Origin of the sequence: Lentibacillus sp. Marseille-P4043 (assembly GCF_900258515.1) — a bacterium.
GTDB lineage: Bacteria > Bacillota > Bacilli > Bacillales > Amphibacillaceae > Lentibacillus_C.
This window is the reverse complement of the sequence record NZ_LT984884.1, coordinates 1852633-1870418: the sequence shown is the minus strand read 5'-3', so window position 1 is coordinate 1870418 and position 17786 is coordinate 1852633. Positions and strand designations below refer to the sequence as shown.

Genomic DNA, 17786 nt, shown 5'->3' with positions numbered 1-17786 from the left:
ATTTAACACATAATTGTTTTATGTCGATTGTCGACATCATCACATATTCATCATAATTCAGACTATTTAGATTGTCAATTATAATTTAGATAATTTAAAATATTTATTTTTCGTCTTGACTTACAGCTTATTTCTAGCTATTTTAGGGGTAGTTACCGATTAATAGGAGACGGAGGAATTCAATGAAAAAGAAAATTATTGCGTACAATCGTGTAGAGAAGCCTGTTCTGGAAGACTTGCAAAAAAAATATGATGTACAATTTTTCAAAAACATTGATACAAAAAACGATCCGGATTTTTTGAAACATGTAGGCCAAGCAGAAGGAATTATTGGGCTGGAATTGGAAGTGGACCGCGAATTACTGGAACGCGCGCCACATTTAAAAATCGTGAGCAACGTCTCTGTCGGCTATAACAACTTGCATGTAGAAGAACTAAACAAGCGAAACATTATGGCCACTAACACACCAGGCGTACTAACAGATACTGTCGCCGATACTATTTTCGGCATTCTTATTGCAACCGCTAGACGAATTCCAGAACTAGATCAGTTTGTAAAAAATGGCGAATGGGTAACCGAGGCAGTTGGCGAAGAGCACTTTGGCATGAATGTCCATCATAAAAAGCTAGGTATTATTGGGATGGGACGCATTGGCCAAGCAATCGCACAGCGAGCTCATTTTGGTTTTGATATGGATATTTTATACCATAGCCGAACACGTAAACCCGACGCCGAAGAAAAATTTGCTGCAACATACCTCGACCTTTATGCATTATTACGCGAATCTGATTTCGTTTGCCTAATCACTCCACTAACACCAGAAACAAAAGAACTCATCGGAAAACGGGAATTCCAGTTAATGAAAAAATCAGCAATCTTTATAAATGGCTCAAGAGGAAGAACAGTTGTGGAACAGGATTTGATCAAAGCACTTCAGAATGGTGAAATCGCTGCTGCAGGATTGGATGTTTTTGAAAAAGAACCGGTTGATCCGAATAACCCGCTACTGCAAATGAAAAATGTTGTTACAACGCCACATATTGGATCCTCAACACACGAAACAGAACTTGAAATGTCGGAGCTCGCTGCTTACAATCTTGAGGAAGCATTGAACGGTAGAAAACCACCAAACCTAATCAATCCAAGTGTGTGGAATGGAAAGAAAGCGTAAATCTTTTATAGATTATAGCATTTAGCATTGTTTACACATGAAATAGGCGGAAGGTACGGCCCTCCGCCTGTTTTTATTTTGGTGATTTTCGCAAAGGAGCAGTGATCAAATACAGGAAATGACCTTTCACCCCTCCAATAGGAAAACTAAGCCAAGCGAATATTAGGTTTAACCAACAATTCTCGTGGAAAATCCGCAAGCACTTCACAACCTGAATCTGTCACCCGGAATGATTCACTGATCTCAACACCCATTTTTTCCATCCAAATGCCAGGGATTAAATGGAAGGTCATGTTTGGTTGTAACACGGTACGATCACCAGGTCTTAGGCTAGCTGTATGCTCACCCCAGTCAGGTGGATAGTTAAGCCCCATCGAATAGCCCATGCGTGATTCTTTTTTGATACCGCTTTTCTCAATTACTTTACGCCAAACTAATTCAAGTTCTTCGCAAGTTACACCTGGCTTAACAGCATCAAGCGCTGTATTAATCCCTTCAACAACAACATCAGCTACATATTGCATCTGCTCCGATGGCATACCAATTACCGCTGTTCGGGCTAGTGGTGAGTGATAACGTTTGTAGCAACCTGCCAATTCAACAATTACTGGATCACCCTGTTTGAACGTATCATCCGTCCAAGTCAAATGACATGCAGATGTTTTTTCACCTGTTGGGAGTAATGGAACAATCGCAGGGTAATCCCCGCCAAAATCCTCCAAACCACTGATTTGTGCATGTGCGATTCCTGCTACGACATCACATTCTCGAACTCCTTCATTTAACGTGTCAAAAGCAACTTGCATCGCTTTTTCGGAAATTTTTGCAGCCTGTTTAATATAGTCGATTTCCTGTTCCGATTTTATAATCCGAACCCAATTGACCATATTCGTACCATCTTTAAAGGTGGCATTAGGCAATCCTTGCACAAGTTGCATATAACATTTTGCCGTAAAATAGTATGCATCAAGTTCAACAGCAATGGTTTGGTTATCGCGTCTTTTCATTTTTAACAGATCACAAACAAAATCCATCGGGTGTCGCACTATTGATTGAACATAATTATCGGCGTAAGGAATAATATGGTCCGCATCAAGCCAAGTTGTATGTTTTGCGGCGCTAGCATCCTGCCCACGGCCCACCCAAATCGGCTGATCTTCATCAAGCATCACAATAAGTAGTTGATGAACGTAAAATGACCAAGCATCATATCCAGTTAAATAATTCATGTTTGCCGGATCTGTTACTAATAGGACATCGACACCAGAGTTAACCATTCGCTGTTTCGTTTTGGTCAACCTCGCTTGAAACTCAGAAATAGGAAATGTTAACACATTCATCCCTTCCCCTCGTGCATAATTTAACTGACGCATTTTGGAACGCGCTTACATAGTTTAATAATGAATTTGCATTGATGTGAGTTTGGTTAATTAGTATGATGTGGGCTGCTATATTTAACAGATGATGACAAGTAATTTATCCCGTGTAAACGGGCAGTAAAAGTGGGAGAGTAAGAAGCCCCACTAAATGAAAGGTGAGTATTAGAAGAAATTTTGCTTTATTCAATAGATATATTAAAGACTGGATCAGGGTAAAATAATGAACTTTTGTCGATTGTCGACACTGTGTTACCACTATTATAATTCAGTCCTTTTTTAGATGTCAATAATTATTTGAATAATTAAAAATGTACTATTATTTTATGAAACAATACCTTAAAATGCTATTGTTCAAACTAAATTTAATTAAAAATAGAAATTCGTTTAGATCTTTATTTAGGCTCTTTGCTGCTTTTTAAATTTCGTAGTTGATATAAAATGCGCACTAATTACTGCTACGGAAATAACTTCGCTGGTGTTGTGGTTTATAATCTTGTTACAATTTTTGGTTGCTTAGTTAAATCAAAATTACCATTTACTTTTGTGATAGTTGATTACGTTTCGGCGTGCTCAGCCTCTTCGTGACGCAAAGAACGCGTATCCGGGGTCTTTCGGATATCTATTGTACCCACCAGGAGAAGAAGACTAAAAAGCTCGACATTAGCTAATGCCGAGCTTTTCCATTTTTCCATTTAGAGAAATCGTCAATTACTAAAACAGTTAGGCGGAGTAAAATACCTTTAAAAATTATGCAATACGATCAATTTCTTTCTTCATATGATCATCTGCATATTTCTTCCCGTACTTCGCCATCGAAATTTTATAAAGAATCACACCTAAGACAGCCCACAATCCTACAATTGCCCATTCGTAAGGCCAAATCAGTGCAGACGGCATTCCTGGCATATATAAAATGGATATGCCGGCAGCCAATACTACCGCAATCCAACCAAGTGTTGTGCCACCAGGAAGTTTAAATGGACGCTTCATATCCGGTGCTTTTTTTCGTAAAATGATAAACGAAATGGCCACCATCAACCAGGCAACAACTAACCCAAGTCCACCAGCATCGACCAGCCATACAAGTGCAGGACGGCCTAATAACGGAGCAACTGTTGAAAATAGACCAATCAGCAAAATTGCTTTATGTGGAGTTTTATATTTTGGATGCAATTCACCAAGGGCTTTTGGTAGCATCCCCGCGTTCGCGAGTGCATAAATCGCACGACTACCACCAACATAGAACCCAATCCAACTTGTTAATATTCCACCAATACCACCGAGCACAAGGATATTGCCCATAAAGCGACTATCCCCAAAGGCCTTAGCCATTGCATCAGCTGTTACTAGATTTGATTCACCGATTTCTGCCGGATTCAATGTCCGCGAAACTCCAAAAATAACCGCAATATACCAAACAACTGCTAGAATAACAGATGCAATTAATAATTGACCGATTCTCTTCTGTGGTAGATTAATTTCTTCGGCGGCTTGAGGAATAACATCAAATCCGACAAACATGAATGGCGTCATAATAATAACGGTTAGTAATCCTGCAGCTCCTTTTTCAAATAATGGTTGCATGTTTTCCACATTGCCACTGACAGTACTGCCCGTAATTAACATAAGTCCCGCAATAATGATTAACAATGTAAAAATAAATGTAATCACTGTTGTTAACTTAATCCCACGGTAATTAATCCATGTTATGAGTAAAGAGCCAACAATTCCAATTCCAGCCCATGTAGCCGTTACATCCCAGCCTGCAATGGTGTATAAATAACCTTGACTATAATTGGGAATCAAATACTCGAAAACAGTTGGCAGTGCTACAGCCTCAAAAGCAACTACGGAAACATAGCCAAGAATAATCGCCCAGGTAGCGATAAAAGATGCCACCCTTCCCATCGCCTTATAACTGTAAACATGCTCTCCGCCAACAAGTGGTAGTGCTGAGGCTAGTTCAGCATATGTAAGCCCGACAAAGACAACTAGCGTCCCCCCAATTGCAAAGGCCAAAATTGCTCCAAGCGATCCTGCCTCGGTAATCCACAAACCAGTTGTTACGACCCAGCCCCAGCCAATCATTGCTCCGAACGCAAGTGCAAGAACTTCTTTATTCCCCAAAATCTTCAATAGTTTTTGTTCGTTTTTCATTTGCTTCCCTCCAGTCACTTTTATTTAATTAGATTATTCTGTTAATTATAATTATACCAGTTCCTTTCATTATATTTTTTTTAAATTCGCAGTTGATAGAAAATGCGACACAGTGAAGTTCTCTTTTGTGACGTTTTTTCTGGTTCTAATGGGATTGTGCTTGGACTTTCGCTCCGTCAGAATACTTCGCTTTCCGTGGGCACGGCCTCAGCCTCCTCAGAAGCAAAAAACGCTTCTTCCGGGGTCTTCGGACACGTGCTGTTCCCACAGGAGTCTACGTATTCTGACTCCGCTGATAGGGAATTTCCGATTATAGAGTGGTGATTGTCCATGAAATCAATGTTTAGAAGAGTTCTTATCACTTGAACAGAAAACTATTCTAAGCTGCGGAAAAATGCGAGACTCCTCGAAAATGAAATACACATTTTCTTCGTGCGGTGAAGATTCAAGGATGCCTTTTCAAAGTCCTATGGGAAAAGGAACAGTCTGAAGACCCCACAGTGAGCGTTCTTTGCGAGCGAGGAGGCTGAAGCGTTCCCCATGGAAAGCAAGTATTTTTCCGCAGCGCTGGATTAGCACTCATCTTATAAAGTTTTGGAGGAAATCACGTTGCTATTACGTCGCACTTTATATCTATTGTGTATAAAACAACAAATGGCTTCGGTGGGGCGAGTAATCGCAGTCCCAATCTTTTAGAAAACAGCCTATATTAAATATATCCCATATGGATGCTAGACTTGTTGCGTTATATTATTACTACACGCCATTAGAGTCCTACAATTTAAGATCGCTCTAACTGAAAATAGTCTTTCACATAGCTGGCTAAAATAATATCCTAGCCCAACCTAAAACAGGGGTGCCTCTCCGTTCTTTTAATGCGTAACACCAAGTTGATTTTGAACGGCCAGTACTGCATCATGAACTTTCTTAACCAATGTATTAACTTGCGATTGATCGATAATGAGTGGTGGTGCAAAGCAAATAATGTCTGATCCGTCATACGTAACAGGGCGACAGATGACACCTCTTTCATGTAACGCTTCGATCACTTTCGGCGCAACTCTTAGATCCGGAGAAAATCGCTTGTTTGTTTTCGGATCCTGAACGAGCTCAATTGCACCGAGAAGGCCAATCGTTCTAACATCCCCAACAATATTCAGTTCCTGTTTCAACCGTTGGAAGCCTTTCAGTAATACTTCACCCATTTTATGAGAGTTTTCCACCAACCCTTCTCGTTCCATAATTTCAATATTCTTCAATGCCACAGCTGCGGCAGTTGGGTGCCCACTATATGTAAAACCGTGGAAAAGTGTACCCTTCGATTTTTCTTTCAGCACTTCGTGAATATGATCGGAAACAACAACACCGCCAAGTGGAATGTAACCACTAGTAACCCCTTTAGCAAACGTCATCATATCAGGAGTAACGTCCCAATTCTCCATTCCGAACATTTTTCCAGTTCGCCCAAATCCCGTGATAACTTCATCCGCAACAAACAAAATACCGTATTCATCACACAATGCACGTACTTCTTTAAAATAATCTTCGGGCGGAATTAGTACACCACCAGCACCTTGGACAGGCTCTGCCATAAATGCTGCCACTGTTTCCGGTCCCTCCATTTCAATCGTATGGCGCAGTGATGTGATCGCTTTTTCTGTACTACTTCCATATGGTGTATCCGCATGGGTAATGTCTGTCATCATGTGACCTGCCATCCCCCAAAATTCAGGAATCCCCGTTACACTTGTCGAAGCTGCCGCAACCCCGTGATAGCCACGTTTTAGTGCGATAATTTTACGTCGTTGTGGTTCCCCCTGAATCTTCCAATAATGGCGCACTAGTTTAACTGCCGAGTCATTGGATTCCGATCCGCCCGAGGTAAAAAAGACACCATTTAATCCTTTGGGGCTAATGCTAGCAATCTTTTCTGCAAGTTTAATAGCCGGCTCATGGCTAAACGTAGAAAATGTGGAACTAAATGCCAGGTTCTTCATTTGTTGTGCAGCAGCTTCAGCCAATTCCTCTCGTCCATGCCCAACATTGACATTCCACAATGATGACATCGCGTCAATGTATACGTTTTCATTATTGTCGGTTAAATAAATCCCTTCCCCTTTTTCCATGATCACCTTTGCGCCATTTTCCTGTTGTTGTTGGATGGATGAAGTCGGATGAATAAAATACTTTTTATCCAATTCGATTAAATTGTCCATTTTGAATCCCCCTTTTTATTTATTCAAACTTGCTTCTATAAAACAAAAAACCAGCAAATACAGGCAGAGCTAAATAAGCATACTCTCTCTACCTATATTAACTGGTTTTAATCCAAGGTCATGCTCTACTTCATCAGCAGAGTCAATTAGATTTGGCAGTTAATGATTATCTTATTATTAATAATTTACCAAATATTATCACCGTAGTCAATCCTTTTTAAAGTATACTTTTATGGAAAAATACCTTTTCTAAAAAATTTATCCCAAATACCTCCATCATAGCGAAAGGAGCACCCAAAGTTGGATTGCTCCTTTCATTAAAGTATTTTTCACTATGTTCTATCCCAAAAACGTTGTTGAGCGACTGCTGTGACAAAGTCCTTTCCGAAGTTTGGATTATTTTCGGCAAAAACAACCCCGGCCAGATTATTATCTTCTGATCCTTTAATATAAGACTGGGCGGTCGTCGCAACACCAATTGGCTTATAGTGTTTGTATTGTTCATTTACAAAATGCATAATGTGCTGATTGAATTTTGCTTGATTTTCAGCCCTTCCACCAACAACATAAATCGAATCATAAAGGACAGGATATGTTGAAACAAATGCCTTTTCAGCTTTGATTTTTGTGCCATCAGCCCCAGTTACGGTGCCAAGCTTTTCACTAATAATCTCTATAAATACCCCATATTGCTGTAAGGTGGTAAGAACACCTCTTACCTCTTCTCCGTTGAATCCGTTGCTAATTAACACCCCTACTTTTCTTGTATATGCATAGTGCGGCGTATTAGCCAAGCTGAGTGAAGGGGAACTTTTTGATACTGGCACGTTTCCTCCGCTTGGACGGTTGACGCCAGTACTATCAGCAATTTTACATGCCATCTCTCTATCAACATTAGCAAACATATCCACAACTTGCTGTCTGACCGATTTACTTTGTACATAGCCAAGATGAAAGTTAAACGTTTCCACGATGTTTTGTTTCTCAACAGGCGACATACTATTCCAAAAAAGTCTTGGCTGGGAAAAGAAATCATAGAACGATTCGCCTGGTCGTTCCCTCGTCTTGTGTCCATCAACCTTTTCAGGATAATGTGCATACCCGCCTTCTTCAGGAGGAGTTTCTGCTGGTGTATTTCCAGCTAATGAATTTTTGTGGTAGTTTACGGAATCAACATCAATCCGATGGCGCACATAGCTTTGTCGTTGGTTAAAATTCGTTTCAGCAATAGGCTTATTGACCGGTATTTCATTTATATTTCCCGTTCCAAGTCGATGATAATCCGTATCTCTGTAGGCAAAAGATCTACCCTGCAAGACGGGATCATCGGTGAAATCGATTCCTGGAACAATAGTTGCTGGGTCGAATGAAGCCTGTTCTTCTTCTGCAAAGTGATTATCAACCAGCCGATTCAATGTCATTTTACCAATGATTTCAACAGGAACAACATCTTCCGGCCAGAGTTTTGTATCATCCAGAATGTCAAAATCATACTTAAATTCATCTTCTTTAGCGATCAACTGCACACCCAATTCATATTCTGGATAAGCTCCACACTCAATAGCCTCATGTAAATCCCGCCTATGGAAATCTGGATCTACCCCGCCGATTATATTCGCTTCATCAAGTAACAATGAATGGACCCCTAACACAGGCTTCCATACAAACCTAACATAGGTTCCTTTCCCCTGTTCGTTAATAAACCAGAATGTATTGACCGGCCAAGCTTCCATCATACGCCAGCTTCTTGGACGACCCCGATCGGACATAAGCCACATAATAAAATGCGCAATTTCTTGGTTACTGGCGACATAATCCCACGTATTGTCATGCGCAACAGTAGCTTGTGGAACCCCTGTTCTAGGATTTGGTTTAACTGCATGCACAAAATCTGCAAATTTCATGGCATCCATAATAGAGAAGACTGCAAATGAGAGTGCCAGCATATCGTAATTTCCTTCTTGTGTATAAAACTTGGTTGCAAAACCGCGTATATCAATGGCTGTATCCTTTGAGCCTTTACTCCCGATAAAGTTGGAAAATCGAACAAATACAGGTGTTTTACATCCAGGCTCTTGTAGAAAATGAGCTCTTGTGACATGCCTCATAGATTTATATAATTCAAATTCTCCATATGCCCCGTCACCTCTTGCGTGAACCACTTTTTCCGGGATCCGTTCTCGGTTAAAATGCGATTGTTTTTTATAAAAATGAAAGTCTTGAAATAATGTTGGCCCACGTTTTCCTGCCCTTAAAGACCACCGATCATTCGAGATTTTTAAACCGGCATCACTCGTTAATTTTTTACCTGGACCAGTGTTTTTTTCACGGTTCTTTTCCAGCTGCTCATCTTTAGGGTTGCCGTCAGTGGGCTTTATATTTCGATTTTGATTTTGATCTTGATTTTGATCTTTATCTTTATCCATCTGATCACCCATCCTGTTGTAAGATTTTAAACTCTATTTAAATCCATATGTGCCTTTATAAAAGTTTATTACTCTTTTTTAGCCGATTATTGCAAATGGGGAAAAGTGTAGATGATTGCTTTTGTAAAACTAGCGCAATCCAGGCATTGTAAAGCAGCATACATTCTTCCGGCAACTTTCCGCGTTCGTCCGGCGACTTTCCGCGCTCGTCCGGCGACTTTCCGCGTTCTTCCGGCAACTTTCCGCGTTCGTCCGGCGACTTTTCGCGTTCTTCCGGCGACTTTCCGCGTTCTTCCGGCGACTTTTCGCGTTCATCCGGCGACTTTCCACGTTCGTCCGGCAACTTTCTGCGTTCGTCCGGCGACTTTCCGCGTTCATCCGGCGACTTTTCGCGTTCGTCCGGCGACTTTTCGCGTTCGTCCGGCGACTTTTCGCGTTCGTCCGGCGACTTTTCGCGTTCGTCCGGCGACTTTTCGCGTTCCTGTCTCTTATACTACTCTGCCCGTGCCGACGATGGAGNTCCGCGTTCGTCCGGCGACTTTCCGCGCTCGTCCGGCGACTTTCCGCGTTCGTCCGGCAACTTTCCGCGTTCGTCCGGCGACTTTTCGCGTTCGTCCGGCGACTTTCTGCGTTCGTCCGGCGACTTTTCGCGTTCGTCCGGCGACTTTTCGCGTTCGTCCGGCGACTTTCCGCGTTCTTCCGACAACTTTTCGCGTTCTTCCGGCAACTTTCTGCGTTCGTCCGGCGACTTTTCGCGTTCTTCCGGCGACTTTTCGCGTTCGTCCGGCGACTTTCTGCGTTCGTCCGGCGACTTTTCGCGTTCGTCCGGCGACTTGGCGTTTAATTCGATGTAAGAGGACACAACGAATCTGCAAACAAAAAGAAACGTGATTTTCCAACCACGTTTCTAAAGTTAGCCTAATAAAAATCATCATACACAAGAGCAGCTTCGATCACAAAGTTAGGATGAACCTTCATTTAGTCGCTGCTAACTATCATCAAAGCCGTTTGCCAAAGACATATTACTCAACTTCTCAGCGATTATCTATTTTTTCCGGATACAAATCATGATTCATCATCCGATGGTCGGCCATTTGCATAAATTTTGTTCCGGGCTTACCATAATTGCAATACGGATCAATAGAAATACCTCCGCGTGGTGTAAATTTCCCCCACACTTCAATATAACGCGGATCCATTAGATCGATTAAATCGTTCATAATAATATTCATACTGTCTTCATGAAAATCACCATGGTTTCGGAAACTAAATAAATATAATTTTAATGATTTACTTTCCACCATTTTTTCTCCGGGTATGTAGCTAATGTAGACCGTACCAAAATCTGGTTGTCCTGTTTTCGGACACAATGTTGTAAATTCCGGACAATTGAATTTTACAAAATAGTCTCTGTTTGGATGCTTATTATCAAATGTCTCTAAAACTTCTGGTGTGTAATCAAATTCATATGTCGTTCCCTGGCTGCCTAAAAGCGTAATATCTGGTAATTCCTCATCTCGTCTTCCCGCCATTTTAAAATACCTCCCACCATTTTTAAAAACAAAAAAAGACCACAGCCTAAGGCACATGGTCTCCTAATCGATATCATCTGTCCTTAGTTTTTTATAGAGGGTTTAAGCTAAGAACCTCTCTCAATATCTTCAATTATTATATAGTGGGCTTCGTGTGATGTCAATTCGATATTACCTTTCAACACCAAACACTATTCCACTTTGTTTACGTGCCTCTTCTGTAATCGAAAGCACCAAATAATTTAATTCTTTCAACCTTTTATATTCCTGCTCATTCTCTGTCTCTATGATTTCTTGAAAATGATTAATCTCAAATACCATGTCATGCTCATGAACCACAGTATCTAATATTACTTTTTCATCAGAATGCGTTTTGACTAGCGCTTGATTTGTAAGTGTACCAGAATCACCGAATAACAGTGTACCTTCTTCCCCATGAATTTCATTTGGGTTAAAGGAATTGGAAATTTTCGAGCAAACAATCGTGCAAGTAAAATCAGGGTACACTAAAACAAGTGTGCCATTTCCATCAATACCACTCTTCAAGATAACAGGGAAATAGGTAACACGTTGCGGTTTACCAAATAGTGCTACAGCAATAGAAAGTGGATAAATCCCTAAGTCCACAAGTGCCCCACCGGAAAATTCAGCTGAAAAGATATTAGGTGTTTCCCCAGCTAAATACTTATCATACCGTGATGAATACTGGACTCGTTGTAGCATCATACTGCGGACGGTTCCTATTTCCTTGATATTCTCCTGCAGACGTAAAAAATTAGGAGAATGGATATTTCGCATGGCTTCAAACAAATAGACTTCATTTTCCTCGGCAATTCGGTGTGCTTCCTGTAATTCCGTTGTATTTGAAAAAATTGGCTTTTCACAGATAACATGCTTTTTATGCTTTAAAAATAAGACGGCCTGTTCAAAATGCAAGGAATTGGGCGACGCAATATACACACAATCGAGTTCATCACTTGCTGCCATTTGCTGTAAATCCGTAAAATAATGTGGTGCATTATTTTTTTCGGCAAACTGTTTTGCTTTGTCTTCCGCGCGGGAATAGACTGCCGCAAGTTTAAAATTATCCGCTTCGTTTGCGGCATCAATGAAGGCTTCCGTGATCCAGCTTGTTCCAATGGTACCGAATTTCATTTTTTCACACTTCCTTTATGTAATTGTTGTTAATAAATAACGTATACTACCTCATCTGCATTTTAGCAGGAAAAGAACTAGAACGCACGAAAGTTAATTGAACCGTTTTATCAAATCCCTCCACAGCTTGAATTTCCAATCGATTAATATTAAGATATTTCTAATTATAGATATTAACAGGAGGGATCAACATGGACCTAGGTTTACAAGGAAAGTCAGTTGTTGTATTGGCATCGAGCAAAGGCTTGGGAAAAGCATCGGCACAAACGTTTGCAGCTGAAGGAGCACATGTTTTTATTTCCAGCCGAAATGAACAGGAATTAGAAAAAGCAAAAAATGATATACAAAAAGAAACCGGAAATGAAAATGTGGAATACGCGGTCTGCGATATTACTAAACCTGATTCCATCAAACAATTAATCGCAAAAGCGGTAGAGAAAAACGGCACTATAGATGTTCTGGTTAATAATGCAGGCGGTCCTCCAGCAGGGCTATTTTCCGATTTCGATGACCAGGCATGGCACGATGCATTTGAATTGAACCTGTTAAGCTTTGTCCGGACCATCCGAGAGGTTTTGCCCTATATGAAAAAACAACGAAGCGGTCATATTGTTAATATTGCTTCCTCCTCTATTAAACAAACACTGGATAATTTGATTTTATCCAACACATTTAGAGCGGGGATTGTCGGTCTTTCCAAAAGTTTATCTCAGGAACTTGCAGAAGATAATATATTAATTAACACAGTTGGGCCAGGAAGAATTGCAACTGATCGTGTTGCCAATTTAGATCAACAAAATGCGGAAAAACTCAACATGAATGCGGACGAACTAAAAGCCAAGACGGAACAATCCATTCCAATTAAGCGATACGGCGAGCCACAAGAATTTGCGAATATGATTGTGTATTTATGCTCGCAGGCAAACACTTATGTGACAGGACAGTCATTGGTTGTAGATGGTGGTTTGGTGAAAGCGTTGTAATAGGAGAACTATTCAAAGAGGGTCCCATAAGCTCTTAGCATGACTTACGGCTTATGAGACCTTCTTTTTTTAAAAATGCCTTCAAGTTTACAAATTACAATTCTACCCCTTAACAGATCCAGCCAATAACCCTCTAACAAAATACTTTCCTAAAAAGATGTAAACCAGTAAAGTCGGCAGAGCTGCAAGTAATGCTCCGGCCATTTGCACATTCCACTGGACAATTTGGCTACCGGATAAATTCTGTAAGGCAACCATGACCGGCTGCTTATCTGAAGTTGTGACGGTTACAGCAAATAAAAATTCATTCCAAATATTTGTAAACTGCCAAATCGCTACAACGACAAAGCCGGTGATAGATAAAGGTATAATAATATGTCTGAAGATCCCGAGGAAATTTGCTCCATCTATTTTAGCGGCTTCTATCATTGTATCTGGAATACTTGCGTAAAAGTTTCGGAACATCAGTGTTGTAATCGGCAAACCATATACAACATGCACAAGAATTAATCCTGGTATCGTATTATATAAATCAATTGTCCGTAAAAATTGAATCAATGGAATTAAAATACTTTGGTACGGGATAAACATTCCGAACAAAATAACCATAAAGATTGTGTTAGCACCTTTAAACTTCCACTTTGATAAAACATATCCATTCATAGCACCTAACAATGCAGACAATAATGTTGCCGGTACAACCAAGTAAATACTGTTCATGAGGTTTGGAGCTAAATTAGAAAATGCTTCAGCATATGAACTAAAATCAATCGAAGTTGGTAATGCCCACATTTGATCTAGCGATACTTCATCTAAAGGCTTTAAACTTGTTACGAGGATGACGTAAATTGGCATTAAGAAAACAATTGCCAAAACGATCAGAATGAGATATTTAAAGAACTTTCCTATATTAAATGCCGCCATTAATTATCACCCTTTCTACTATTCCATAGGTAGGGAACGATAAAGATTGCAACTAAAAGCAACATGATAATTGCAATAGCAGCTCCGTTTGCGTAATAGTTTCCCCTAAATGTCGTTTCAAACATGTATACACCAGGTACATCAGTGACGAAATTTGCACCTGATCCTGTCATCGCATAAATAAGATCAAATATTTTCAATGAAATATGAGCCATGATAATAATGACGCTCATCGTAATCGGTAGTAGCATTGGCAGCACAACTTTTCGATAGATTTGAAACTCGCTTGCTCCATCCATTCTTGCCGCTTCCCGCAGCTCATCCGGAATACCGCGCAATCCAGCTAAATACATTGCCAGCGAAAAGCCAGTCATTTGCCAGACTGCTGCAATAACAACTGCAATGATCGCCACAGGCAAGCCAAACTCAATGCTCCCCCATTCAAATCCTGCCAAAACATTCGTATCTGTATACCACTTGGGTTCGATACCAAAAACACTTAGAAATTTATTAAATCCCGTTGAAGGATTTAACAACCACTGCCAGACAACACCAGTAACAATAAACGATAATGCCATCGGGAATAAAAATATATTTCGAAAGATCGCTTCACCTTTTAATTTTTGGTCAATTAATATCGCTAATCCCATTCCCATTACAATGACCAATCCAATAAATAACACAGTGAAGAACAATGTATTTCGTAAATCAGCTTGAAATCGAAAATCATGAAATAAATATATATAGTTTTTTAGACCGACAAAGGAAAAATCTGGTACTAATGTATTCCAATTGCTCAGTGATACATACCCCGTCCAACCGATAAATCCATAAACAAAAACAAGGATTAAAAGAAAAGACGGAATTAGAAACCCGATTGCAGTCCACTGGTCTTTGGTCAATCTCCTTTTACGTCGTTTTACTTGAATCTCTCTCTCCACATAATACCTCCTAACGAGGATTGAGTTACTAAAAAACAGGAGGCTACCTTGATGGAGGCAGCCTCACTACTTCTTTTACATTTCTGGTGCTGCGTTTTGTAAAGCTTGAATAAAGTTATCTGCATCCCGCTGAGTAACAAAAATATTTACTGCTTGATTGGCCTTTGTTAAAAACCCTTCAGACGCCGCAGATCCATGTGCAAGACTTGGAACTAATCTAGCATTATTAAAATCTTTCATTGCATCTTGACCATATTCATCATAATTGGACTTATCAGCGTCAACCCGTGCTGGAATAGAACCTTTCAGTGGGTTAAATGCATCTTGACCCTCTACAGAACCCAGAACCTTTAGGAATTCCTTGACTTCCTCCGTATTTTCAACACCCTTTGGCAATCCAAACGTATCCGTAATAATGGAAAATTGACCATCAGTATTAGGGAATGCAAAATAGCCAAAGTCTTTATTCGTTTCCAAATCCAAATCATTGTTAAAGTACCCTTTTGCCCAGTCACCCATGTTGATCATTGCAGCTTCCCCATTGGCAACTAACTGTGCTGAATCTTGCCAGTTTCGTGATGCATGATCTTCATTTACGTAATCAAGTATTTTATCAAACTTTTCTACAGCTTCCTCAATTCGCTTATCGTCAAAACCAATTTCACCTTCAAAAAGTTTTTGGTAATCATCAGGTCCTAACACACCTAACAATATATTTTCAAAAACCTGTGTGGCAGGCCAGCCTTCTTTATCACCTAAAGCTAATGGTGTTACACCTGCATCTTGCAATTTATCTGCTGCATCAAAAAACTCATCAAATGTTGTTGGTACATCAACACCATTTTCTTCAAATACGCTCATATTGTAAAAGATCACATTTCCGCGATGAATATCAACTGGAACAGAATAAATTTTACCGTCCTTGCTAACTAGATCAATTAGTTCTTCCGGAAATTTATCCATCAAGTCATTTTCTTTATAAAAATCATCCAATGGCTCCATTTTATCGGCAGCGACCCAACCTTCATTCAATTCGGCACCGCCATGGACTTGGAATGTTGACGGTGGATCATTCCCTTGCATTCTTGTCGCAAGCACTGCCTTCGCGTTTGTCCCTGCCCCTCCCGCTACAGCAGCATTTTCAATTTTTATGTCTGGATGTTTTTCCTCAAATAAGTCGATTAAAGCAAGTAGGCCGTCTTCCTCACCGGCACCAGTCCACCAACTAAAGATTTCCACTTCCCCGCCCGCACTTTCACTATCGCCGCTACCTTTATCCGAATCACCATCGGATTTTCCTGATGAATCCGAACTACATGCAGCTAGAACGAATGCTAATGCAAAAAGTAATAAAAACCCATAAGATTTCTTCACTACCAATTCCCCCTTATTTGATAACGCTTACACAAATTATAAAAAACATTGACCTGAAATGGGAAAAGAATTTCTGCACATTTTTACTATTCTCTTCACTTTTTTAAGATCCCTTGTTGAAAGCGTTTCGGAGACTCGGAAAAGTGCTTTTTAAATACCCTGCTGAAATAATTGGGGTCTTTATATCCAACCATGTAACTTATTTCTTTAAGTGAGTAATTATTTTCCTCTAGCAACTCTTTCGCTTTATGTAATCGTACTTTTGTTACATATTCTATAAAAGTTGTACCGAACTCATGTTTAAACATGTTTGAAAAATAATTAGGACTCAAATTTACATGTGCAGCTGTTTCTTCCAATGTAATCGAACCTTGAAAATGTTGTTGAATATACTTTTTCGCCTTTTCTATATATTGTTTTGATTGGTAGTAATCCTGTATATGCATACAACATACCGTAATAAACCTCTCCCAATCCTTTGTTGTCATTATTTCCGATCGTGGTCTCTCAGGAAATGCTATTCCTCGCTCAAGCATAATCCGTTTCATATGAAGATATAATTCATCTAAATTATGCTGCAAGAGAAAGTCTTGATATTCCTTATATAACCGAACTGCATCTTGGTCATTACCCTGTTCAACTTTTTCAATTAACCTTGTCAAAGATTCCCGATTATCTGTATATGTTTCTCTATTAAAAAACCCATAATGTCTAGCATTCTCTTTTTCTAGCTGATAACAAGCTATAAATGCCTCTTGATACGATTTTGGAAATTGATCGATCGAACTATACGAATGGCCCGCCCCAACAAAACTTCCCTGTCCTAGCTTAAGGTGTATTCCTCTGGCAGTACGCAATATTTCTGCCTTATCTGGTCTTCTGCGTAAGAAAATACAAATAGCGTACAGATTTTCATGATGATGAGCAATGAATGGAGTTTCAATAAGTTTTTCCAGAATGTGATTTAACTCATTTTGAAGAAAGTTTCCTTTAGCTTGTACCACAAGAAAATAGCCGCATGTCATCGTCGAGAAAAATTTTCTATGGATGTTTATCGCATCGGTTTCAATTGGGTATTGCATCAATTTAGTAATCAAATGTTCCTTAAGCACCTGATTAGATTGTGTCTTTTCCTCAACTTGCTGCCTTTCCATTACAATTTCCTTTTGTACACGACGGATTGCTTTAATAATTTCCTCCTTTTTTCCTGGTTTTAAAATATATTCTTTAATACCAAATGTCATTGCTTGCTTTGCGTATTCAAATGAATCGTACGCCGATACAAGAATAAATTTGATCACAGGGTTGATCTGTATGATCGTTTCAATCGCCTCCAATCCATTAATTCCCGGCATTTTAATATCCATAAAAATAATATCAGGCTGTAACGTTTTCGCTAGTTCAATCGCCTTTCTACCGTTAGGAGCTTCGCCAACTACTTTGATATCATTAAAATTATCCTCTATGAACTTTTTCATTGCTTTTCGTTCCAGCAGTTCATCTTCGGCAATCAATACGCGCATTAGC

14 protein-coding genes and 1 riboswitch are annotated in these 17786 nt (G+C 39.8%); of the genes, 2 read left to right on the top strand and 12 right to left on the bottom strand.

All coding sequences use genetic code 11. The features are described 5' to 3' along the window. Positions 1-182 precede the first annotated feature (182 nt). Entirely contained in the window at positions 183-1172 is a 990-nt protein-coding gene (locus C8270_RS09100) for a 2-hydroxyacid dehydrogenase (RefSeq protein WP_106496528.1), read from the top strand. A 146-nt stretch (positions 1173-1318) separates the two neighbouring features. On the opposite strand, the gene C8270_RS09095 is transcribed toward C8270_RS09100, so the two are convergent. The 8 genes from C8270_RS09095 to C8270_RS09065 form a co-directional block, all read right to left on the bottom strand. Beyond that, on the bottom strand, positions 1319-2545 hold the full coding sequence (locus tag C8270_RS09095) for a M24 family metallopeptidase (RefSeq protein ID WP_234028526.1): 1227 nt from the start codon (positions 2543-2545) through the stop codon (positions 1319-1321). 560 nt (positions 2546-3105) lie between these two features. Then, on the bottom strand, positions 3106-3243 hold the full coding sequence (locus tag C8270_RS19935) for a hypothetical protein (protein WP_158701680.1): 138 nt from the start codon (positions 3241-3243) through the stop codon (positions 3106-3108). Positions 3244-3298: 55 nt separating this feature from the next. Beyond that, on the bottom strand, positions 3299-4708 hold the full coding sequence (locus C8270_RS09090) for an APC family permease (protein WP_106496526.1): 1410 nt from the start codon (positions 4706-4708) through the stop codon (positions 3299-3301). A gap of 872 nt (positions 4709-5580) precedes the next feature. Next, positions 5581-6924 carry an aminotransferase family protein gene (locus tag C8270_RS09085; RefSeq protein ID WP_106496525.1) on the bottom strand — a complete coding sequence of 448 codons (1344 nt, stop codon included), beginning with the start codon at positions 6922-6924 and terminating at the stop codon, positions 5581-5583. 332 nt (positions 6925-7256) lie between these two features. Continuing rightward, positions 7257-9350, bottom strand: a complete 2094-nt coding sequence (locus C8270_RS09080) for a catalase (RefSeq protein ID WP_106496524.1) — start codon at positions 9348-9350, stop codon at positions 7257-7259. A gap of 55 nt (positions 9351-9405) precedes the next feature. Continuing rightward, the gene (locus C8270_RS19930; RefSeq protein WP_158701679.1) at positions 9406-9693 is read right to left on the bottom strand and encodes a hypothetical protein; all 288 of its coding nucleotides are present in this window, start codon (positions 9691-9693) and stop codon (positions 9406-9408) included. A gap of 691 nt (positions 9694-10384) precedes the next feature. Then, positions 10385-10882 carry a preQ(1) synthase gene (queF, locus tag C8270_RS09070; protein WP_106496523.1) on the bottom strand — a complete coding sequence of 166 codons (498 nt, stop codon included), beginning with the start codon at positions 10880-10882 and terminating at the stop codon, positions 10385-10387. A 77-nt stretch (positions 10883-10959) separates the two neighbouring features. Next, a riboswitch (PreQ1 riboswitch) is annotated at positions 10960-11006 on the bottom strand. Between the two features lie 47 nt (positions 11007-11053). Beyond that, the gene (locus C8270_RS09065) at positions 11054-12037 is read right to left on the bottom strand and encodes a Gfo/Idh/MocA family protein (protein ID WP_106496522.1); all 984 of its coding nucleotides are present in this window, start codon (positions 12035-12037) and stop codon (positions 11054-11056) included. 191 nt (positions 12038-12228) lie between these two features. On the opposite strand from C8270_RS09065, the gene C8270_RS09060 reads away from it, so the two are divergent. Then, the gene (locus C8270_RS09060; RefSeq protein WP_106496521.1) at positions 12229-13020 is read left to right on the top strand and encodes an SDR family oxidoreductase; all 792 of its coding nucleotides are present in this window, start codon (positions 12229-12231) and stop codon (positions 13018-13020) included. Positions 13021-13122: 102 nt separating this feature from the next. Here the strand turns inward: C8270_RS09060 and C8270_RS09055 are convergent, their stop codons facing one another. The 4 genes from C8270_RS09055 to C8270_RS09040 form a co-directional block, all read right to left on the bottom strand. Continuing rightward, a complete protein-coding gene (locus tag C8270_RS09055) occupies positions 13123-13875 on the bottom strand; it encodes a carbohydrate ABC transporter permease (RefSeq protein ID WP_442785828.1) in 753 nt (250 codons plus the stop codon). Between the two features lie 68 nt (positions 13876-13943). Continuing rightward, on the bottom strand, positions 13944-14885 hold the full coding sequence (locus C8270_RS09050) for a carbohydrate ABC transporter permease (RefSeq protein WP_199794663.1): 942 nt from the start codon (positions 14883-14885) through the stop codon (positions 13944-13946). Positions 14886-14960: 75 nt separating this feature from the next. Then, positions 14961-16265: an ABC transporter substrate-binding protein gene (locus tag C8270_RS09045; protein WP_442785795.1), complete on the bottom strand. Its 1305-nt coding sequence runs from the start codon at positions 16263-16265 to the stop codon at positions 14961-14963. A gap of 89 nt (positions 16266-16354) precedes the next feature. Continuing rightward, on the bottom strand, positions 16355-17782 hold the full coding sequence (locus C8270_RS09040; RefSeq protein WP_158701677.1) for a response regulator: 1428 nt from the start codon (positions 17780-17782) through the stop codon (positions 16355-16357). Between the last annotated feature and the right edge of the window lie 4 nt (positions 17783-17786).